This window comes from Streptomyces ferrugineus, from assembly GCF_015160855.1.
Taxonomy (GTDB): domain Bacteria; phylum Actinomycetota; class Actinomycetes; order Streptomycetales; family Streptomycetaceae; genus Streptomyces; species Streptomyces ferrugineus.
This window is the reverse complement of the sequence record NZ_CP063373.1, coordinates 9,185,776-9,207,285: the sequence shown is the minus strand read 5'-3', so window position 1 is coordinate 9,207,285 and position 21,510 is coordinate 9,185,776. Positions and strand designations below refer to the sequence as shown.

The window sequence follows — 21,510 nt, the reverse complement described above, 5'->3', positions numbered from 1 at the left end:
CGGCGGGGCCCTCACCCACAGGGCCCCGCCGACCCCCAGGCCCCCGTTTCAGACCCCAAGACTTACAACCCTGAGAGGGATTGACGCATAGTGCTCGACGTCAACTTCTTCGATGAGCTCCGGATCGGTCTGGCCACCGCTGACGACATCCGTCAGTGGAGCCACGGCGAGGTCAAGAAGCCCGAGACCATCAACTACCGCACCCTCAAGCCCGAAAAGGACGGACTCTTCTGCGAGAAGATCTTCGGTCCGACCCGGGACTGGGAGTGCTACTGCGGCAAGTACAAGCGTGTCCGGTTCAAGGGCATCATCTGTGAGCGCTGCGGCGTCGAGGTGACTCGCGCCAAGGTGCGTCGTGAGCGGATGGGCCACATCGAGCTGGCCGCGCCCGTCACGCACATCTGGTACTTCAAGGGTGTCCCCAGCCGGCTGGGCTACCTGCTCGACCTGGCTCCCAAGGACCTCGAGAAGGTCATCTACTTCGCGGCGTACATGATCACGTACGTCGACGAGGAGCGCCGTACCCGCGACCTGCCCTCCCTGGAGGCGCACGTCTCGGTCGAGCGCCAGCAGATCGAGAACCGCCGGGACGCCGACCTGGAGGCCCGCGCCAAGAAGCTCGAGACCGACCTGGCCGAGCTGGAGGCCGAGGGCGCCAAGGCCGACGTGCGCCGCAAGGTGCGCGAGGGTGCCGAGCGCGAGATGAAGCAGCTGCGTGACCGTGCGCAGCGCGAGATCGACCGCCTCGACGAGGTGTGGACCCGCTTCAAGAACCTCAAGGTCCAGGACCTCGAGGGCGACGAGCTGCTCTACCGCGAGCTGCGGGACCGCTTCGGCACGTACTTCGACGGTTCGATGGGTGCCGCGGCGCTGCAGAAGCGCCTGGAGTCCTTCGACCTCGACGAGGAGGCCGAGAAGCTCCGCGAGATCATCCGTACCGGCAAGGGCCAGAAGAAGACCCGTGCGCTCAAGCGCCTGAAGGTCGTCTCCGCGTTCCTGCAGACCAGCAACAGCCCCAAGGGCATGGTGCTGGACTGCGTGCCGGTCATCCCGCCGGACCTTCGCCCGATGGTGCAGCTGGACGGTGGCCGCTTCGCGACCTCCGACCTGAACGACCTGTACCGCCGTGTGATCAACCGGAACAACCGACTGAAGCGCCTTCTCGACCTCGGTGCGCCCGAGATCATCGTGAACAACGAGAAGCGCATGCTCCAGGAGGCCGTCGACGCGCTGTTCGACAACGGCCGTCGTGGCCGTCCGGTCACCGGTCCCGGTAACCGCCCGCTGAAGTCCCTCAGCGACATGCTGAAGGGTAAGCAGGGTCGATTCCGTCAGAACCTGCTCGGTAAGCGTGTGGACTACTCCGCGCGTTCCGTGATCGTCGTCGGTCCGCAGCTGAAGCTGCACCAGTGCGGTCTGCCCAAGGCGATGGCGCTGGAGCTCTTCAAGCCGTTCGTGATGAAGCGCCTGGTCGACCTGAACCACGCGCAGAACATCAAGAGCGCCAAGCGCATGGTGGAGCGCGGCCGCACCGTCGTGTACGACGTCCTCGAAGAGGTCATCGCCGAGCACCCGGTGCTGCTGAACCGTGCTCCCACCCTGCACCGCCTTGGCATCCAGGCCTTCGAGCCGCAGCTGGTCGAGGGCAAGGCCATCCAGATCCACCCGCTCGTGTGCACCGCGTTCAACGCGGACTTCGACGGTGACCAGATGGCCGTGCACCTGCCGCTGTCCGCGGAGGCGCAGGCCGAGGCCCGCATCCTGATGCTGTCCTCGAACAACATCCTCAAGCCGGCCGACGGTCGTCCGGTGACGATGCCGACCCAGGACATGGTCCTCGGTCTGTTCTTCCTCACCACGGACTCCGAGATGCGGAACGTGAAGGGCGAGGACCGCTCCTTCGCGTCCGTGGCCGAGGCGATCATGGCCTTCGACGCGGGCGAGCTCTCGCTCCAGTCGAAGATCGACATCCGCTTCCCGGTCGGCACCATCCCGCCGCGCGGCTGGACCCCGCCGGCGCAGGAGGAGGGTGAGCCGGAGTGGCAGCAGGGTGACTCGTTCCGGCTGCGGACGACCCTGGGCCGCGCGCTCTTCAACGAGCTGCTGCCCGAGGACTACCCGTTCGTCGACTACGAGGTCGGCAAGAAGCAGCTCTCCGAGATCGTCAACGACCTCGCCGAGCGCTACCCGAAGGTCATCGTGGCGGCGACGCTCGACAACCTGAAGGCGGCCGGCTTCTACTGGGCGACCCGTTCCGGTGTCACCGTCGCCATCTCCGACGTCGTCGTTCCCGAGGCGAAGAAGGAGATCGTCAAGGGCTACGAGGCACAGGACGAGAAGGTCCAGAAGCAGTACGAGCGCGGTCTGATCACCAAGGACGAGCGCACGCAGGAGCTCATCGCGATCTGGACCAAGGCGACCAACGAGGTCGCCGAGGCGATGAACGACAACTTCCCGAAGACCAACCCGATCTTCATGATGGTGAACTCGGGTGCACGAGGCAACATGATGCAGATGCGTCAGATCGCCGGTATGCGTGGTCTGGTGTCGAACGCGAAGAACGAGACGATCCCGCGTCCGATCAAGGCGTCGTTCCGTGAGGGCCTGTCCGTGCTGGAGTACTTCATCTCCACGCACGGTGCCCGTAAGGGTCTGGCGGACACCGCCCTGCGTACCGCCGACTCGGGTTACCTGACCCGTCGTCTGGTCGACGTGTCGCAGGACGTCATCATCCGCGAGGAGGACTGCGGCACCGACCGCGGCCTCAAGCTGGCCATCGCGGAGCGCGGCGCCGACGGCGTCCTGCGCAAGGCGGACAACGCCGAGACGTCCGTGTACGCGCGCTGCCTCGCCGAGGACATCGTCGTGGACGGCAAGGTGCTCGCCCCGGCGGGCGTCGACCTCGGTGACGTCCTCATCGACCAGCTGGTCGCCGCCGGCATCGAGACGGTCAAGACCCGCTCGGTCCTGACCTGCGAGTCCGCCGTCGGCACCTGCGCCATGTGCTACGGCCGCTCGCTGGCCACCGGCAAGCTGGTCGACATCGGTGAGGCGGTCGGCATCATCGCCGCCCAGTCCATCGGTGAGCCCGGCACCCAGCTGACGATGCGTACCTTCCACACCGGTGGTGTGGCCGGTGACGACATCACCCAGGGTCTGCCGCGTGTCGTCGAGCTCTTCGAGGCCCGTACCCCGAAGGGTGTCGCCCCGATCTCCGAGGCCCAGGGCCGCGTCCGGATCGAGGAGACCGAGAAGACCAAGAAGATCGTCGTCACCCCGGACGACGGCAGCGACGAGACGGCGTTCCCGATCTCGAAGCGCGCCCGACTCCTGGTCAGCGAGGGCGAGCACGTCGAGGTGGGCCAGAAGCTCACCGTGGGTGCCACCAACCCGCACGACGTGCTGCGCATCCTGGGCCAGCGTGCCGTCCAGGTCCACCTGGTCGGCGAGGTCCAGAAGGTCTACAACTCGCAGGGTGTGTCGATCCACGACAAGCACATCGAGATCATCATCCGGCAGATGCTGCGCCGTGTGACGATCATCGAGTCCGGCGACGCCGAGCTGCTGCCCGGTGAGCTGGTCGAGCGCTCGAAGTTCGAGCACGAGAACCGTCGTGTGGTCCAGGAGGGCGGTCACCCGGCCTCCGGTCGTCCGCAGCTCATGGGTATCACCAAGGCCTCGCTGGCCACGGAGTCCTGGCTGTCGGCGGCGTCCTTCCAGGAGACGACGCGAGTCCTCACGGACGCGGCGATCAACGCCAAGTCCGACTCGCTCATCGGCCTCAAGGAGAACGTCATCATCGGTAAGCTCATCCCGGCCGGTACGGGTCTGTCCCGCTACCGCAACATCCGGGTCGAGCCGACCGAGGAGGCCAAGGCCGCGATGTACTCGGCCGTCGGCTACGACGACATCGACTACTCGCCGTTCGGCACCGGTTCCGGCCAGGCCGTTCCGCTGGAGGACTACGACTATGGTCCGTACAACCAGTAAGCGAGCGTCCGCTTGACGCAATGAAGGGCGGTCACCCCTCGGGGTGGCCGCCCTTCAGCGTTCACTCAGGCGCCCACAGCGCCCTGGCCCTCGGCGAGCAGGCCCCTGCGGTTCGGCAGCGTCCCAAAGGGGCGCGGGCAGACAGGTGTCTGGGTCGGCTGTTTTGGGGGGATCGAACTTTCCGGGGTACGGCAGGGGAGGTGACGGTGGTGGATGTCTCCGGGTTTTCTCCGGGGGGACCCCGATGCCTGGAGTGCCGGTTCGGCGCATGATGGAGGGACTCCGACATGTACGGGGGTGGTGCTCCATGACGCACCCGTCGTGGCAGCCGTGGCAGCCCTGGCAGGGGCACGGCGGCGCGCCGCAGCCGTGGACCGGCCCCGGTGCTCCGGCGATGCTCGCCTCGCACGCCGACCGTGAGCGGGCCGTGGACGTGCTCAGGGCGGGGTTCGGGGAGGGACGGCTGGAGCAGCCCGAGTTCGAGAAGCGGGTCGCGCGGGCCTACACGGCCCGCACGGTGGGCGAGCTGGCCCTGCTCGTCGCCGACCTGCCCCAGGGGCCGATGCCGCAGCCGGCGCCCGTCACGCCCGTGCCGCGGACCTTTCTGCCGGTGTCGCGGCCGCAGACCAACGGCAAGGCGGTGGGCTCCGCCGTGTGCGGTGTGCTGTGCCTGGTGAGTTTCGGGCTGACCGGCATCCCGGCCGTGGTGCTCGGGCACGCCGCGCGTTCCGAGATACGGCGCACCGGGGAGAGCGGTGACGCGCTCGCCCTGACCGGGCTGGTGCTCGGGTGGCTGTCGAACGCCGCCTGGGCGGTCCTGGTGACCCTGATGATGGTGGCCGCCGCCGTGTCCGCCTGAGCACGGAAGGAGTCGGTACGACATGCCCGAATCGGCGATTCGAAGATCAAACCCGTCGCGCGGTCTTGACATCGGCCGTATAGGGATGCGGGCGAGGCCCATTTGTTTTGACCGCAGCGAATGAGGTAGGTACGCTCAGACCTTGTGCCTGGGGTGTGCCCTGGCTCTCGTGCGTGCCTTCAACCGCATAGCGAGCCGTGAGCGCCACCGTAATCTGTGCTCTTTTCGCCTTGCGGCGGGAGTCCGCCGGATTCGACACACCCGACCGCGTGGGTCGGCGACGTTCCAGGTTAGCTGTACCCATCGGCACACAGAAACCGGAGAAGTAGTGCCTACGATCCAGCAGCTGGTCCGCAAGGGCCGGCAGGACAAGGTCGAGAAGAACAAGACGCCCGCACTCGAGGGTTCCCCTCAGCGTCGCGGCGTCTGCACGCGTGTGTTCACGACCACCCCGAAGAAGCCGAACTCGGCCCTGCGTAAGGTCGCGCGTGTGCGTCTGACCAGCGGGATCGAGGTCACCGCTTACATTCCGGGTGAGGGACACAACCTGCAGGAGCACTCCATCGTGCTCGTGCGCGGCGGCCGTGTGAAGGACCTGCCGGGTGTTCGCTACAAGATCATCCGTGGCTCCCTCGACACCCAGGGTGTCAAGAACCGCAAGCAGGCCCGTTCCCGCTACGGCGCCAAGAAGGAGAAGTAAGAATGCCTCGTAAGGGCCCCGCCCCGAAGCGCCCGGTCATCATCGACCCGGTCTACGGTTCTCCTCTGGTCACGTCGCTCATCAACAAGGTGCTGCTGAACGGCAAGCGCTCCACCGCCGAGCGCATCGTCTACGGCGCCATGGAGGGCCTGCGCGAGAAGACCGGCAACGACCCGGTCATCACGCTGAAGCGCGCTCTCGAGAACATCAAGCCGACCCTCGAGGTCAAGTCCCGCCGTGTCGGTGGCGCCACCTACCAGGTCCCGGTCGAGGTCAAGCCCGGCCGTGCCAACACCCTGGCGCTGCGCTGGCTCGTGGGCTACTCCCGCGCCCGTCGCGAGAAGACCATGACCGAGCGTCTGCTCAACGAGCTCCTCGACGCCAGCAACGGCCTCGGTGCCGCTGTGAAGAAGCGCGAGGACACGCACAAGATGGCCGAGTCCAACAAGGCCTTCGCGCACTACCGCTGGTAGTCGCTACCCACATCGAGACCGAGAGAAGACTGAAGCCTTATGGCTACCACTTCACTTGACCTGGCCAAGGTCCGCAATATCGGGATCATGGCCCACATCGACGCGGGCAAGACGACCACCACCGAGCGGATCCTGTTCTACACCGGTGTGTCCTACAAGATCGGTGAGGTCCACGACGGCGCTGCCACCATGGACTGGATGGAGCAGGAGCAGGAGCGTGGCATCACGATCACCTCTGCTGCCACCACCTGTCACTGGCCGCTGGAAGACGTCGACCACACCATCAACATCATCGACACCCCGGGCCACGTCGACTTCACCGTCGAGGTGGAGCGCTCCCTGCGCGTGCTCGACGGTGCCGTGACGGTGTTCGACGGCGTCGCCGGCGTTGAGCCGCAGTCCGAGACGGTGTGGCGTCAGGCGGACCGCTACCGCGTTCCGCGTATCTGCTTCGTCAACAAGCTGGACCGTACCGGCGCGGAGTTCCACCGCTGCGTCGACATGATCAGCGACCGTCTGGGTGCCCAGCCGCTCGTCATGCAGCTCCCGATCGGTGCCGAGGCCGACTTCAAGGGCGTCGTGGACCTGGTCCGCATGAAGGCGCTCGTCTGGTCCGCCGAGGCGACCAAGGGCGAGATGTACGACACCGTCGACATCCCGGCCACGCACACCGAGGCGGCCGAGGAGTGGCGCGGCAAGCTGCTCGAGGCCGTCGCGGAGAACGACGAGGAGATCATGGAGCTGTACCTGGAGGGCGAGGAGCCCTCCGAGGAGCAGCTGATGGCGGCCATCCGCCGCATCACGATCGCCTCCGGCAAGTCCAGCGACACCACGGTCACCCCGGTGTTCTGCGGTACCGCGTTCAAGAACAAGGGCGTTCAGCCCCTGCTCGACGCGGTGGTGCGCTACCTGCCCTCGCCGCTCGACATCGAGGCCATCGAGGGCCACGACGTCAAGGACCCCGAGGTCGTCGTCAAGCGCAAGCCCTCCGACGAGGAGCCGCTGTCGGCGCTGGCGTTCAAGATCATGAGCGACCCGCACCTCGGCAAGCTCACCTTCGTCCGCGTGTACTCCGGTCGCCTGGAGTCCGGCACCCAGGTGCTGAACTCCGTCAAGGGCAAGAAGGAGCGCATCGGCAAGATCTACCGCATGCACGCGAACAAGCGTGAGGAGATCGCGTCGGTGGGCGCCGGCGACATCATCGCCGTCATGGGTCTGAAGCAGACCACGACCGGTGAGACGCTGAGCGACGACAAGAACCCGGTGATCCTGGAGTCCATGGACTTCCCGGCGCCGGTCATCCAGGTCGCCATCGAGCCCAAGTCGAAGGGTGACCAGGAGAAGCTCGGCGTCGCGATCCAGCGCCTGGCCGAGGAGGACCCGTCCTTCCAGGTCCACTCGGACGAGGAGACCGGCCAGACCATCATCGGTGGTATGGGCGAGCTGCACCTCGAGGTGCTGGTCGACCGTATGCGCCGTGAGTTCAAGGTCGAGGCCAACGTCGGCAAGCCGCAGGTCGCGTACCGCGAGACGATCCGCAAGGCCGTCGAGCGCGTCGACTTCACGCACAAGAAGCAGACCGGTGGTACCGGCCAGTTCGCCAAGGTGCAGATCGCGATCGAGCCCCTCGAGAGCGGCGACACCTCGTACGAGTTCGTGAACAAGGTGACCGGTGGTCGTATCCCGAAGGAGTACATCCCTTCGGTCGACGCCGGTGCGCAGGAGGCCATGCAGTTCGGCATCCTCGCCGGGTACGAGATGACGGGCGTCCGCGTCACGCTTCTCGACGGTGCCTACCACGAGGTCGACTCCTCCGAGCTCGCGTTCAAGATCGCCGGTTCGCAGGCCTTCAAGGAGGCCGCGCGCAAGGCCAGCCCCGTTCTCCTTGAGCCGATGATGGCCGTCGAGGTCACCACGCCCGAGGACTACATGGGTGAGGTCATCGGCGACATCAACTCCCGCCGTGGCCAGATCCAGGCCATGGAGGAGCGGGCGGGTGCCCGCGTCGTGAAGGGCCTCGTGCCTCTCTCGGAGATGTTCGGTTACGTCGGCGACCTGCGCAGCAAGACGTCCGGCCGGGCCAGCTACTCCATGCAGTTCGACTCCTACGCCGAGGTTCCGCGGAACGTCGCCGAGGAGATCATCGCGAAGGCCAAGGGCGAGTAACGCACCGCGTTCACACGCTTTAGGCTTGACTCCGGAGCCTGCAGGGGTATTCACCCGCATTCGTGGGGGAATGCCCCCGGGCCCGGGCTTTCCAGCAAAGATCACCTGGCGCCGATGAAGCAAGGCGTTCAGAACCACTCCACAGGAGGACCCCGTGGCGAAGGCGAAGTTCGAGCGGACTAAGCCCCACGTCAACATCGGCACCATCGGTCACATCGACCACGGTAAGACGACCCTCACGGCCGCCATTACCAAGGTGCTGCACGACAAGTACCCGGACCTGAACGAGGCCTCGGCCTTCGACCAGATCGACAAGGCTCCTGAGGAGCGCCAGCGCGGTATCACCATCTCCATCGCGCACGTCGAGTACCAGACCGAGGCGCGTCACTACGCCCACGTCGACTGCCCGGGTCACGCGGACTACATCAAGAACATGATCACCGGTGCCGCCCAGATGGACGGCGCGATCCTCGTGGTCGCCGCGACCGACGGTCCGATGCCGCAGACCAAGGAGCACGTGCTCCTGGCCCGCCAGGTCGGCGTTCCGTACATCGTCGTCGCCCTGAACAAGGCCGACATGGTGGACGACGAGGAGATCCTGGAGCTCGTCGAGCTCGAGGTGCGTGAGCTCCTCTCCGAGTACGAGTTCCCGGGCGACGACGTTCCGGTCGTCAAGGTCTCGGCGCTCAAGGCGCTCGAGGGCGACAAGGAGTGGGGCGACTCCGTCCTCGAGCTCATGAACGCCGTCGACTCCGCCATCCCGGAGCCGGAGCGTGACGTCGACAAGCCGTTCCTGATGCCGATCGAGGACGTCTTCACGATCACCGGTCGCGGTACGGTCGTCACCGGCCGTATCGAGCGTGGTGTCCTCAAGGTCAACGAGACCGTGGACATCATCGGTATCAAGCAGGAGAAGACCTCCACCACGGTCACCGGCATCGAGATGTTCCGCAAGCTGCTCGACGAGGGCCAGGCCGGTGAGAACGTCGGTCTGCTGCTCCGCGGCATCAAGCGCGAGGACGTCGAGCGCGGCCAGGTCATCATCAAGCCGGGCTCGGTCACCCCGCACACCGAGTTCGAGGCGCAGGCCTACATCCTGTCCAAGGACGAGGGTGGCCGCCACACGCCGTTCTTCAACAACTACCGTCCGCAGTTCTACTTCCGTACGACGGACGTGACCGGCGTGGTGACCCTCCCCGAGGGCACCGAGATGGTCATGCCGGGTGACAACACCGAGATGAAGGTGGAGCTCATCCAGCCCGTCGCCATGGAGGAGGGCCTGAAGTTCGCCATCCGTGAGGGTGGCCGGACCGTGGGCGCCGGCCAGGTCACCAAGATCAACAAGTGAGCTTGTTGACTTGACCTGGTAGCTCCAGCGCGAGCTCCTGAAGGGGCCCGCACGACTTCGGTCGTGCGGGCCCCTTTGCTGTGCGGGCGGGGACTTCGTCAGGTGTTGGCGCCGTCCGGAACGATGCAGAACGTCACGTGGCTGATGTCGGCGAGGGCATTACCCTGAGCGTTGAGCTGGGCGTGCAGCTCTTGGTCGGCCTCGATCTGGCCGGCCGGCGTGCTGGTGTAGTCGTAGAGGTTGGCTCCTCCTTCGTTTGCCGGACCGCCCTTGACGATGACTGCCACGGCGGCGAAGGGGCCGTCGATGCTGAACCCCAGCAACTGCCCGTCCGGCTCCTCCGTTCTGTCGTCGACGGTGAGGGTGATCGTTCCCTGCCCGTTGATGGCCAGCTCCTCCCCGTCCACCGGGGCGTTCTCCGTGTCGAGTTCCCGAGTGTTCATGGGCAGCCCATCGATGTCGTCGCAGCCCGGGTTGTCGTCGACCTCTTCGGGTGCCACGGCGGCCCCCAGCTGCGGCCCTGGGTCGGCGGACGCGGGGCCCGCCCCGAAGGTGACCGCCAGTGCCGTGGCCAGGCAGACGCCGACGCAGCGCGCTCCCCATCTCGCAGTTGTCGACCCTGTGGTTGCTCGAGTGATTACTCGCACGACGAGTGCTCCTTTGTTCTGGATGTGCGGATCCGGCCCGTCGACCGGCGGGCAGTCTGATCAATTGCACAATCAGACCGGCGGCACTCTTCGAGGTTTCCTCCACCTAGGCCGTCCGGGTTCCAGAGCACCAGAAAGGCCGAGTGGCGAGGGGTGTCGCGGGCCATGGGTGCGAGGCCATCGGTCCCGTGTGACCTGCTGCTTTCCGTTGTCCGTGGGAGTGCCGCCCGGCGGATGAGCCACGCCGGGCAGTAAGTCATGTAAGTAGGACATGAATGCAAAAAGGTTGATATAACCCTTACGCGGGGCGTGAGCTGCACCCGACGCAGCCGCGCCCACGCCTTCGCCGAGGGCCGGGGTCACAGGGAGAACCATGCGGCAGTCCACCAGCACGGTGCCAGAGCAGGCGGTGCCCCTCACACCGCATCGGACCCTCACACGCAGTGGCCCCGCCGACAGGTGGCACGCACCGGTCGCGATCTGTGTCGACGCCGCGGGCATGGTCCTTCCGGCGGCGGTGGCCCTCTCCTCGATCGGCGTGGGCCGGCCCGTGCACCAGGCGGTGGCGGTCACCGCCCTCTGGGTCCTCGTGGGCCTCGCCGCCGGCCGCTACGCACCCTGGACCTGGGACGAAGGCGCCCCCGTCGGACCGCTCGTGCGGGACTGGCTGGTGCTGCTCGGCGCGCTGGCCGTGCTGCGTGCCGTATCCGGGCTGGGCGAGGCCTCCCCGGCGGTGCTCGCCGCGCTGTGTCCGTCGTTGGCGGTCACCGTGCTCTGCCGCAAGGCGATCCACCGCCACGTCCTGGCCGTACGCCGACGCGCCCGAAGCCTTCGACGCGTCCTCGTCATCGGCGAGGCCGACGCCGTGGACGCCGTCGTCGGACAGCTGGCCGAGCGCACCGACCACGGGTACGTGGTGGTCGGGGCCTGTGTGCTGGGCGAGGGCGAGGTGCTGTCCGGTGTGCCGGTGTCCGCCCGGCTGCCGGCCGGCGCGCGGACCGCTTCGGACGAGGGGGCCGCGCCCGTGGCGGACGCGGCCGACCTGCTCGACGCCGACCTGGTCTTCGTCGCCACCGGCAGGCACCTGTCCGGGGACCGGCTGCGCCGGTTGTCCTGGGCCCTGCACGACCGGGGCCACCGGCTGATGGTGCTGCCCGGCGTCGTCGAGGTGGCCCGGCGCAGGGTCCGGATCACCTCGGCGGCCGGGCTCACCCTGCTGGACATCGCACCGCCGGCGCGCCGCGGCCTGCCGACGCTGCTGAAGGCCGCCACGGACCGGGCGGGCTCGCTCGTCCTGCTCCTGGCACTGGCTCCGGTGTTCGCGCTGCTGGCGCTGGCCGTGCGGATGAGTTCGCCCGGGCCGGTCATCTACCGCCAGGACCGCGTCGGCCGGAACGGGACACGTTTCCCCATGTGGAAGTTCCGGACCATAATCGTGGACGCGGACCGGTTGAAAGGCGAACTGGCGGCGGTCAACGAACACGACGGCCATATGTTCAAGCTGCGCCGGGATCCGCGGGTCACACCCGTCGGGCGCTTTCTGCGGCGCTCTTCGCTGGACGAGCTGCCCCAGTTGGTCAATGTCCTGCTCGGACACATGTCGCTGGTGGGCCCGCGCCCGCCGCTGCCCGAGGAAGTCGCCCGCTATGACCAGGTGGAGATGCGCCGGCTGAGCGTCAAACCCGGCCTCACCGGACTGTGGCAGGTGAGCGGCAGGTCCGACCTGTCCTGGCACGAGACCGTCTCGCTCGATCTGCGGTACGTCGACAACTGGTCGTGGGCCTGGGACCTGACGGTCATGGCCCGTACGGTCCGTGCCGTGCTGGACGGGCGCGGGGCCTACTGACCTGCCCGCGCGGCGCCAATCAGGTGGATCTCGGGATAAGTCGGCTTGTCGCATCGGATGCGCCGGATCCGGGCCTCTACGTTCGCGGTATGACGATCATGGTCGGACGGTCATCCGTGGGCACTCAGGACGCGTTTCGGAATTCTCGGGGTTGAGAGCGTGGAATTCCCCAGCACACTGAGCCGGCTCTCGAAGGTGCAAAAGCCCGCCCGTGGGGTGCCCGGCTACTCGCGATTCGTCAATCGGCCGGCCGGCCGGCTGCTCGCGGCCGCGGCTCATCGCATCGGGCTTTCGGCCAACCATGTGACGGCCGCGAGCGGACTGGTCACCTTTCCCGCCATTGCCGCGATCGCCCTGTGCTCCCCCTCGCACATGCTCGGCGGATGCGTCGCGCTCGCCCTGCTCGTGGGCTTCGCGCTGGATTCCGCGGACGGCCAACTGGCCCGGCTGCACGGGGCGGCCGGCCCCGCCGGGGCGTGGCTCGACCACGTGACGGACTGCGCGAAGCTCCTGAGCCTGCACGCTGCGGTCCTGGTCTCGTTCTACCGCTTCTTCGACCTGCCGCGCCCCGTCCTGCTGCTCGTTCCGCTCGTGTTCCAACTCACCGCCGTCCTGCTGTTCTTCGGCGGGATCCTGACGGAACAGCTCAGACGGCGGGGGAGCGATGCGCAGGCCGGCCCGACGCGCCCGCCCTCCACGGCTCGCGGCATGGCGCTGCTGCCCGTGGATTTCGGCCTGCTGTGCCTGATCTTCCTGTTCCTGGGGAATCAGAGGCTGTTCTTCGCGCTGTATGTCGCCCTGCTCGCGGCCCACTTGATGCTCGTGCCCGCGTTCTTCGCCAAGTGGTTCCGAGAGCTTTCCTGACCCCGATTCGCGCCCGTGACAAGGAAGGCCCGACCCGTGGCAGACACCGCCGCGCCGACCGCCGTGGAACGCTCCTTGCGAGGCTTCACCGGAGCCGGTTACGACAAGGGACGCCCCCTGCTCGTCCAGGCCGCCTGGTTCGCCGTTCTCAACCTCGTCTTCGTCAAGTGGTGGTTTCCGGCCCGCTGGCGGCCCGCCGTGCTGCGGGCCTTCGGCGCGCGGATCGGGCAGCGGGTCCTGATCCGTCACCGGGTGCGCGTGCACTGGCCGTGGCGGCTGGAGGTCGGCGACGACGTGTGGATCGGCGAGGGCGCCTGGCTGCTGAACCTCGAGCGGATCAGCATCGGCAGCGACGTCTGCGTGTCCCAGGACGCGCTGCTGTGTACCGGGAGCCATCAGCGCCGTACTCCCACCTTCGAGTTCGACAACGGGCCCATCCACCTGCTGCCCGGAGCCTGGGTCGCGGCGCGGGCCGTCGTGCTGCGCGGGGTCACCGTCGGCCGTGGCGCGGTGGTGGGGGCCTCGGCGGTCGCCCGTCGTGACCTCGCCCCGGGCGAGGTCGTCACGGCGAGGGGCGCGCGATGAGGCTCGTTCACGTGGTGACCCTCGTCAGCGAGGACGGAGCGTACGGCGGTCCTACGAGCGTGGCGACCGGGCAGTTGGAGGAGTGCGCCACGCGCGGTCACGAGGTCACGCTGCTGTCCTTGTGGCGAGGCGGATCCCGGGCTCCGGCGCACATCGGCTCGGTGCCGCTGCGCACGCGTCCGGCGCGCGCCCTGCTCCCCGGCCGCTTCACCGGGATCATGCACCCGCTGCTGGTCGGGGACATGTGGCGTTCCATGGGCCGGGCCGATGTCGTGCACATCCACGCGGGGCGCGACCTGGTCTCCCTCACCGCGCTGGCCGTGGCCACGCTGCGGCGCAAGCGGTTCTTCACCCAGACCCACGGAATGGTCGAGCCGCGTCACAGGCTCGTCGCCAGACTCTTCGACCGTCTGTACGTACCGCTGCTGCGCCGCGCACGCGGCTGCCTCGTGCTCACCGAGCGGGAGCGGCGGGCCGTCTCCGAGGTCATCGGACCGCAGGGGCCGCCGCTGCTCACCCTGCCCAACGGGGTGCGGCCCGAGCACGACGCCGAGGTGGAGCGCGGGCCGCGCGCCCCGGAGGTGCTCTTCATGGCGCGGTTGCACCCGCGCAAGCGCCCGGACGCGTTCGTCGAGACGGCCGCGCTGGTGCACCGGAAGCTGCCCGGCGTGCGCTTCACCCTGCACGGGGCGGACGAGGGCGAACTGCCGACGGTGCGTCGGCTCATCGCGGCCCATCGGCTCTGGGGCGTCGTCTCCTACGGCGGGGCGCTGTCGTACGCCGAGGCGCTGCGTGCCCAGGCGAGAGCGGCGGTGTATGTGCTGCCGAGCGTGGACGAGCCGTTCCCCATGACCGTGATCGAAGCCCTGTCCGCGGGGACGCCCGTGGTGTGCACCGACACCTGCGGCATGGCGGACGAACTCGCGCGCCGCGGAGCGGCGGTCGTCACGGACGGCAGTCCGCGGGCCATGGCCGACGCGGTCTGCGAGGTGCTCACCGACGAGAATCGGCGGGCCGGGCTGGTGCGAGCCGGCCGGCGCGCGGTGGCGGAATCCTTCTCCATCCACGCGGTGGCGGACCGGCTGGAAGAGATTTACCGGAATCTCTGAAACTTGCGGCGCCGAAGCGCGTGGCATATTGCACTAATTCGGATAATTCACGCATAACCTACCAGGCAGATCCGACATCAGATCTTTGGTTTCTGTGAGGGAGCTGCCATGACCAAGCAGGTGGACGTCGTTGTCGCCGGAGCCGGCGGATTCATCGGTGGGCACCTCGCCGCCGACCTGCTGTCACAGGGTCTGACGGTCCGTTGCGTCGACATCAAGCCGCCGCACGAATGGCACCAACTGCACGGCGAGGCCGAGAACGTCGTCGCCGATCTGTCGCTGGTCGAGAACGCCCGCGACGCCGTCCGGGACGCCGGCCGGGTGTACATGCTCGCCGCCGACATGGGCGGCATGGGATTCATCGAGAACCACAAGGCCGCCTGCATGATGTCGGTGCTGATCAGCACCCATATGCTCCAGGCCGCGCAGGAGGCCGGCGTCGAGCGCTACTTCTACTCCTCGTCCGCCTGTGTGTACGCCGCGGGCAAGCAGACCGCCTCCAACGCCACCGCGCTGAAGGAGCAGGACGCGTACCCCGCCCAGCCCGAGGACGGCTACGGCTGGGAGAAACTCTTCTCCGAGCGCATGTGCCGCCACTTCGAGGAGGACTACGGCCTCGCCTGCCGTGTCGCGCGCTACCACAACGTGTACGGCCCCGCGGGCACCTGGACCGGAGGCCGCGAGAAGGCGCCCGCGGCCGTGTGCCGCAAGATCGCCGAGGCGGCCGTCTCCGGCGACCACCGCATCGACATCTGGGGCGACGGCCGGCAGACCCGTTCCTTCATGTACATCGACGACTGCGTGCACGGCACCCAGCTGCTCATGAACGGGACCAGCAGCATGCCCGTCAACCTCGGCTCCCGCGAACTGGTCACCATCAACCAGCTCGTGGACATCGTCGAGGACATCGCGGGCATCCGCTGCGAGCGCAAGTACCAACTGGACGCCCCCCAGGGCGTGCGCGGCCGCAACTCCGACAACGCCCTGATCCGCGAGCTGTACGGCTGGGAGCCGTCGATCCCCCTGGCCGAAGGCCTGGAGAAGACCTACGCCTGGGTCTACGACCAGGTCAAGCTCGCCGGTTCCTGACCTCTCGTACGGGCCGGGAAGGCAGCCGATGAGGATCCTCGTCCACGACTACAGCGGGCACCCGTTCCAGGCCCAGCTCAGCCGGGAGCTGGCGCGTCGCGGCCATGACGTCGTCCACTCCACCTGCCCGGCCTATGTCTCCGGGAAGGGCAACCTGGAGCGGGACGCGGTCGCCGGCCTGCGCTTCGTCACCATCGGCGACCATGTCGTGCTCGACAAGGGTGCCTACGTCCGACGCCTCTTCCAGGAGACCCGGCTGGGTCTGGAACTGGCCCGGCAGGTACGGCGCGAGCAGCCGGACGTGGCGATGCTGGGGAACCTGCCGATCCCGGCCCTGGTCGTGGCCGCGTCGGCGCTGCGGGCGCTGCGCATCCCCTGGGTGCTGTGGCACCAGGACATCACCGCCGTCGCGCTGAAGAGCTTCGCCGCCGCCGGAGTGTCGAGGCTGATGGGCGTAGCCGCCGGAGTCTTCGAACGGGGCGAGAGGTGGTCGGCGCGCCGTGCCTCGGCGATCGTGGTGATCGCCGACTCCTTCGTGAGGATCCACCGGGAGTGGGGGACCGCCGGCAAGGTCACCGTCATTCCCAACTGGGCGCCGCTGGACGAGATCCGTCCCGAGCCCCGTGCCAACGCCTGGTCGGCGGAGCACGGTCTCACCGGCGTCAGGACCCTGCTGTACTCCGGCACGATCGGCCTCAAGCACAACCCCGTCCTCCTGGTGCGGCTCGCCGAGACACTGCGGGAACAGGGCGAACGGGTCCGCCTGGTCGTCGTCAACGACGGCCCGGCCGTCCCGGTCGTCAAGGAGGCCGCCGCCGCCCGCGGCGTCGATCTGACCCTGCTGCCCTTCCAGCCCTACGACCGGCTGCCCGAGGTGCTGGCCACGGGCGATGTGCTGGTCGTGCTGCTGGCGGCGGACGCCGGAGAATTCTCGGTCCCCTCCAAGACGCTGTCCTATCTGTGCGCCGGACGCCCGGTGCTGGGCCTGATGCCGGCGGACAACCTGGCGGCGAAGCTGCTCACGCAGGCCGGCTCGGCGGTCTTCGCCCCCGAGGAGTCCTCGCTGGCCGACGCGGCCACCTGGGTCCGCGAGGTCCTGAACGACCCGGCCCGCGCGGAGGTCCTCGGCAAGGAGAGCAGGGCGCTGGCCGAGCGCGAGTTCGCCCTGCAGACCTGCGCCTCGCGATTCGAGGACATCCTGACTGCCCTGCGTTCCCGGGCGCATGCGAAAGGGTGAATCGGCTGTGCGTTCCGTGGCCGCGGTGTTCGCCTGGGCCGCCGTACTCATCGGCCTGCTGCCGGGGCTGGTCCTGCAGACCTGCGAGGGGCACGTCGGCGCCGCACTCGTCGTGCAGTGCGCCGTCGTGGTGCACACCGGCAGCGCGCTCGCGTGGGTGCTCACCGGCACGTCGGTACGGCTCGTCGCCTTCGGTTTCTGGCTCTTCTCCTACGTATGGCTCGGGCTGGCGCCGCTCGCCATGCTCGCCACCGACAGCTACCCCCTCGGATACCGGACCGACGAGGCCAACGCCTTCTCCGTCACCGTCCTGGTCGAGGTCGGGCTCCTCGCCTACAGCGCCGGAGCGGTACTGGCCGCCAGGCGCGCCCGCGGACGCTCGGCCGTTCTCGAACCGCTGCTCTCCCGCAGCCTGGCACCCCTGCCCGTGCTCGTCCTGTGCGGCCTCTCGCTCGTCCTCGCGGTCGTACTCGTTCCCCCGATGGGCGGAGCGGGCGCCTTCTTCACCAGCAGACAGGCCCTGTGGCAGTCGGAAGCCGCGACGGACACGGAGCGGACACTGCGTACCTGGGTCCTCGCCGTACCCGCCTTCTGGGCGCTGATGGGCCTGCTCCACCTGCCCCGCCGGACCACGGGCGACCGGCTGCTGCGCGGCGTGCGCTGGGCGCTGCTCCCGCTGCTGCTCGCGCTCAACGTGGTCGTCAACAACCCGATCAGCAAGCCGCGCTTCTGGGCCGGGACGGTCCTGCTGGCCCTGCTGTTCTCCTGGGGCCGGTTCAACCGTCCGCGGGCCTTCCGCATCACCGCCGCGGCGATCACGGCGGCGGTGCTGCTCGTCTTTCCGTACAGCGACTACTTCCGCTACAGCCAACGCGAAGCCGTCCAAGTGGTGAGCCTGACGGAACAACTCACCTCGAACATGGACTACGACTCCTTCCAGCAGATGCAGACGGGAGTCGACCATGTGGCGGAGAACGGGCACTCGCCGTCGGGGGCGCTCGGCCCCCTGGTGTTCATGGTGCCGCGCTCCGTATGGCCCGAGAAGCCGCAGGCCCTCGGCATCACCCTCGCCCAGCACGCGGGCTACGAGTTCTGGAATCTCTCCGCGCCGCTGTGGATCGAGAGCTACACATGGGCCGGCTATCCCGCTGTGGTGGCCGTCTTCTGTCTGCTGGGCGCGGCCGGACGCCGCGTGGACGACATCCGGGAACGGCTCAGAGGCAGTCCGGCCACGCTGGCGTACCTGCTGGTCCCCGCCTTCGCCTTCTACCAGCTGATCTTCCTGCGCGGCAGCCTCCTGGCCATCGTGGGCCCGATGCTGCTGCTCCTGATCACCCCGCTGTTCATCACCCGCCGCACCGCCCGGTCACCCCGACTTCCCGCACCGGCGCTGCCGCCCGCGACCGCCGGCCCCGTACTCATCCCCGGAACAGGAGGCATCCGTGACCAGCTCCGCCAGCTCCGATGACCGGTACGACGAACCGGACCAGCTCCGCGAGCAGTTGCGCCGGCTGTTGAGGTACCGCGTGACGATCGCGCTGGGCCTCGTCCTCGGGCTGCTCGGGGCACTGCTGCTGATGCTGCTCCGGGCCGGCAGCTACACCTCCACCGGCGAGGTTCTCGTCCGCTCCACGGTGGACCCGTTCAGCACCCACGGCGTGTCCGTCGACAACCAGGTGAGCATGGGCACCGAGCGGCAGATCGCGCTCAGCGCCACCGTCGCGGCCCGTGCGGCGACAGCGCTGCGTGAACCGTCCCGCGCCGACGCGCTGCTGGAGGAACTGCGGGTCAGCAATCCGCCGGACACCCAGATCCTCAGGTTCGAGTACACGGCCGGCACCGCGCGGCGGGCGGCCCGGGTCACCGACGCGTTCGTCGACGCCTACCTCGCCGACCGCAAGGAGCGGGCCGACGCCACGGTCGCGCGGATGTCGAGCCGGCTGAAGCACCAGGTCGCCCCGCTGATCGCGAAGAACTCCGCCGCTGCCGGCGGCAAGGGGAGCGCGGCACTGCGGGAGCGGATCGACTCGCTGCAGAAGCGGATCTCCGACCTCGAGGTCCGCGACACCACCGGAGGCGACGTCGTACGCGAGCCCGAGCCCCCGAAGCACCCGGCGGGGCCGGGAGTGTCGGCGCTCATCGCACTCGGCCTGGTGGGCGGTCTGGTCCTGGCCATCGTGCTCGCCTGGCTGCGGTCCGCCCTCGAACCACGGGTGCGCTCGGTCGGCGAGGCCCAGGACGCGCTGGGCGCCCCCGTGCTGGCCGTCGTCCCGGGCACCGCCCCGGGCAGCGATCCGCTGGAGGTCGGCCGGGTCGCCGGCAGCCGCGCGGAGCTGTACCGCACGGTCGCCTTCCACCTGCGGCACGGCGCCGCCGGTACGGCCGGCGGCACCCTGCTGGTCGTGGCGCCGAAGCAGGACCGCCACGCCGAGGCGGCCGCCGTCAACCTCGCCGCCGCGCTCGCCGAGTCCGGTGAGGACGTCCTGCTGGTGGACGCCACCGCGAGCACCCCGGGCCTCGCCGCACGGCTGCCGCTGCTGACCGAGGACCCGGGCGCCGACACCGACGGGCTCCGGCTCCTGGACGGCCAGGTCGTCGTCGACGCGGGCACGGCGGGGCGCATCACCCTCTGCCCCGACCGGCGCTCCACCGGCACCGGCGACATCCCGATGTCCCCCATGGTGGCGCGCGTCGTGTCGGCCGCCGGTTCCGCGAGGACCGCGGTGGTCGTCACGCGGGCGCTGCTCGAACACGCCGACGGACTCGCCGTCGCCCAGCGTGCCGACGCAGTCCTCGTCGTGGGCGGACTGGAGCACACCAGGCGCGAGGACCTCAGGCGGGTGCGCGAGCTGATCGGCTGCTCGGGCGGGCGCATCGTGGGAGCCGTGCTGTGCACGCGCGCCCGGCGCGGACTGCTCACCGCTGCCCGCCGCCCGGCCGAGCGGGGCCCGTCCGCGCTGCCGGCCGCCCGTGCCGACGGAGCCCGGGCCGCGCAGGACGACTCGCTCACCGCCTCCACAGGATGAGCGCCTCCGGTACGACCCTCCCCGCCGTCGGCGCGAAGGCCGCCCGGAGCGGGGTCGCCGCCACCGCGCGCGGCGGATGGTGGGGCTTCCTCGGGGCGACGACCAACGCCGTCTCCGGCTACGCCCTCGTCATGCTGGTCACCCGTGCCCTGGGCGCACACGGCTCGGGAGCGGTGTTCACAGGCGTCGCCGTCTTCACCATCCTCAGCAACGCCTGCAAGCTCGGCGCCGACACCGGGCTGGTGCGCTTCGTCTCCCGTGACGTGGCCACGGGCGGCGGCCGGCAGGTGGGCGCACTGCTGCGCACGGCGGTCGTACCGGGAGCGGTGCTGAGCACCGGGGCCGCCGCGCTGCTGTTCCTGTCGCCCTCGACGGCCACCTCACTGCTGCCGAACCTCGCCGCGCAGGACGCGGTCACCCTGGTCCGGCTCTTCGCCCTGTTCCTCCCCCTGGCCACGGTCACCCTGATCCTGCTCGGCGCGACCCAGGGCTACGGCACCGTGATTCCGCTGGTCGGTGTCGAGCAGATCGGCAAGCCGGTGCTGCGCGTCCTGATCGCCGTACCCGTCGCGCTGCTGGCGCCCGGTGTGCTGAGTCTGGCCGCCGCCTGGCTCGTTCCCGCCCTGGGCGGCGCCCTCGTCGCCTGGTACGCGGTGCGCCGGTGCCGCCGTACCCGGCCCGGACAGCCTCCCGCACCCGATGCGGGCGTCACACGGCACGGATTCTGGGCGTTCGCCGCACCCCGGGCGATCTCCTGCGTGTTCGACATCGGCGCGATCTGGGTGGGCGTCATCCTGCTGTCGAGCCTGGCCACCAGCGAAGAGGCGGGCATCTACACGGCCGTCGGCCGGGTCATCACCGCCGCGACGCTCCTGCAACTCGCCATCCGCCTGGCCGTCGCTCCGGAGATCAGCCGCCTCCTCGCCATGGAGCAGCACCAGTCGGCCTGCGATCTGCATCGCATCTCGACGCGCTGGATCGTGCTGTTCTCCTGGCCGCTGCTGGTGTTCCTGGTGAGCTTCCCCGGCACCGTCCTGTCCCTGTTCGGACCCGAGTTCGTGGCGGGGTCGGACGCGCTGGTCGTGCTCTGTGCCGCCGCGGCGGTCAATGTCGGGGTGGGCAACGCCCAGACGGTGCTGCTGATGTCCGGCAAGAGCTCATGGCATCTCGCGGTCACCGGCGCCGCGTTCGCGGTGCAGCTGGGTGTCGGCCTGCTCGCCGTGCCCCGTTGGGGCGTGCTGGGAGCCGCCCTGTCCTGGGGAGCGGCGATCGTCGTCGAGAACGTCGCCGCGGCCGTACTGGTGCGCCGGCACCCGGGCTTCTCCGTCCTCGACGGCGGGTACCTCCTGGCGACCGGCACCGGCCTGCTGCTCATGGCGGCCCTGGTCCTCCCCGCGAGGCTCCTCGCAGGTGACACGACCGTAGGACTTGCCGTCGCAATGACCACAGGATTTTCACTATTCGGTATAAGTTTGTGGCGATTTCGCACACCCCTGGGAGTGCGTGAACTCGTCGGTGTGCTGCGCGAACGCGCCACATGAGGCCGTCTCGGAGTCGAGCCGGCCACACCC

The 21,510-nt window shown here is 68.9% G+C and carries 16 protein-coding genes; 15 read left to right on the top strand and 1 reads right to left on the bottom strand.

The genetic code is table 11. From position 1 onward, the window contains the following. Positions 1-90: 90 nt before the first annotated feature. From IM697_RS40805 to tuf, 6 genes are all read left to right on the top strand, one after another. Positions 91-3,990, top strand: a complete 3,900-nt coding sequence (locus IM697_RS40805; protein ID WP_194042013.1) for a DNA-directed RNA polymerase subunit beta' — start codon at positions 91-93, stop codon at positions 3,988-3,990. 307 nt (positions 3,991-4,297) lie between these two features. Beyond that, positions 4,298-4,849 carry a DUF1707 and DUF4190 domain-containing protein gene (locus IM697_RS40800; protein ID WP_194042011.1) on the top strand — a complete coding sequence of 184 codons (552 nt, stop codon included), beginning with the start codon at positions 4,298-4,300 and terminating at the stop codon, positions 4,847-4,849. A gap of 328 nt (positions 4,850-5,177) precedes the next feature. Then, positions 5,178-5,549 (top strand): 30S ribosomal protein S12, encoded by a 372-nt coding sequence (gene rpsL / locus IM697_RS40795; protein WP_003948652.1) that lies wholly within the window; start codon positions 5,178-5,180, stop codon positions 5,547-5,549. 2 nt (positions 5,550-5,551) lie between these two features. Next, on the top strand, positions 5,552-6,022 hold the full coding sequence (gene rpsG / locus IM697_RS40790; RefSeq protein WP_003998848.1) for a 30S ribosomal protein S7: 471 nt from the start codon (positions 5,552-5,554) through the stop codon (positions 6,020-6,022). A gap of 39 nt (positions 6,023-6,061) precedes the next feature. Further along, positions 6,062-8,188 carry an elongation factor G gene (gene fusA / locus IM697_RS40785; RefSeq protein ID WP_194042009.1) on the top strand — a complete coding sequence of 709 codons (2,127 nt, stop codon included), beginning with the start codon at positions 6,062-6,064 and terminating at the stop codon, positions 8,186-8,188. Between the two features lie 154 nt (positions 8,189-8,342). After that, positions 8,343-9,536: an elongation factor Tu gene (gene tuf / locus IM697_RS40780; RefSeq protein ID WP_194042007.1), complete on the top strand. Its 1,194-nt coding sequence runs from the start codon at positions 8,343-8,345 to the stop codon at positions 9,534-9,536. Positions 9,537-9,634: 98 nt separating this feature from the next. On the opposite strand, the gene IM697_RS40775 is transcribed toward tuf, so the two are convergent. Further along, entirely contained in the window at positions 9,635-10,036 is a 402-nt protein-coding gene (locus tag IM697_RS40775; RefSeq protein WP_194042005.1) for a hypothetical protein, read from the bottom strand. A gap of 520 nt (positions 10,037-10,556) precedes the next feature. Between IM697_RS40775 and IM697_RS40770 the strand changes: the two genes are divergently transcribed. From IM697_RS40770 to IM697_RS40730, 9 genes are all read left to right on the top strand, one after another. After that, positions 10,557-12,029, top strand: coding sequence for an exopolysaccharide biosynthesis polyprenyl glycosylphosphotransferase (locus IM697_RS40770; protein ID WP_228044371.1), 1,473 nt, complete (start codon positions 10,557-10,559; stop codon positions 12,027-12,029). A gap of 159 nt (positions 12,030-12,188) precedes the next feature. Beyond that, positions 12,189-12,893 carry a CDP-alcohol phosphatidyltransferase family protein gene (locus IM697_RS40765; protein WP_194042003.1) on the top strand — a complete coding sequence of 235 codons (705 nt, stop codon included), beginning with the start codon at positions 12,189-12,191 and terminating at the stop codon, positions 12,891-12,893. Positions 12,894-12,929: 36 nt separating this feature from the next. After that, a complete protein-coding gene (locus IM697_RS40760; RefSeq protein WP_228044370.1) occupies positions 12,930-13,478 on the top strand; it encodes an LbetaH domain-containing protein in 549 nt (182 codons plus the stop codon). Further along, positions 13,475-14,587: a glycosyltransferase gene (locus tag IM697_RS40755; protein WP_194042001.1), complete on the top strand. Its 1,113-nt coding sequence runs from the start codon at positions 13,475-13,477 to the stop codon at positions 14,585-14,587. Before IM697_RS40760 ends, IM697_RS40755 begins: the two co-directional genes overlap by 4 nt. A 108-nt stretch (positions 14,588-14,695) precedes the next feature. Next, the gene (locus IM697_RS40750; RefSeq protein ID WP_194041999.1) at positions 14,696-15,676 is read left to right on the top strand and encodes an NAD-dependent epimerase/dehydratase family protein; all 981 of its coding nucleotides are present in this window, start codon (positions 14,696-14,698) and stop codon (positions 15,674-15,676) included. Positions 15,677-15,704: 28 nt separating this feature from the next. Next, the gene (locus tag IM697_RS40745; RefSeq protein ID WP_194041997.1) at positions 15,705-16,913 is read left to right on the top strand and encodes a glycosyltransferase family 4 protein; all 1,209 of its coding nucleotides are present in this window, start codon (positions 15,705-15,707) and stop codon (positions 16,911-16,913) included. A 7-nt stretch (positions 16,914-16,920) separates the two neighbouring features. Next, entirely contained in the window at positions 16,921-18,381 is a 1,461-nt protein-coding gene (locus IM697_RS40740; protein WP_228044369.1) for a hypothetical protein, read from the top strand. After that, positions 18,356-19,939 (top strand): hypothetical protein, encoded by a 1,584-nt coding sequence (locus IM697_RS40735; protein ID WP_194041995.1) that lies wholly within the window; start codon positions 18,356-18,358, stop codon positions 19,937-19,939. The genes IM697_RS40740 and IM697_RS40735 overlap by 26 nt, the downstream gene beginning before the upstream one ends. Beyond that, positions 19,936-21,480, top strand: coding sequence for an oligosaccharide flippase family protein (locus tag IM697_RS40730; protein WP_194041993.1), 1,545 nt, complete (start codon positions 19,936-19,938; stop codon positions 21,478-21,480). Before IM697_RS40735 ends, IM697_RS40730 begins: the two co-directional genes overlap by 4 nt. Positions 21,481-21,510: the final 30 nt, after the last annotated feature.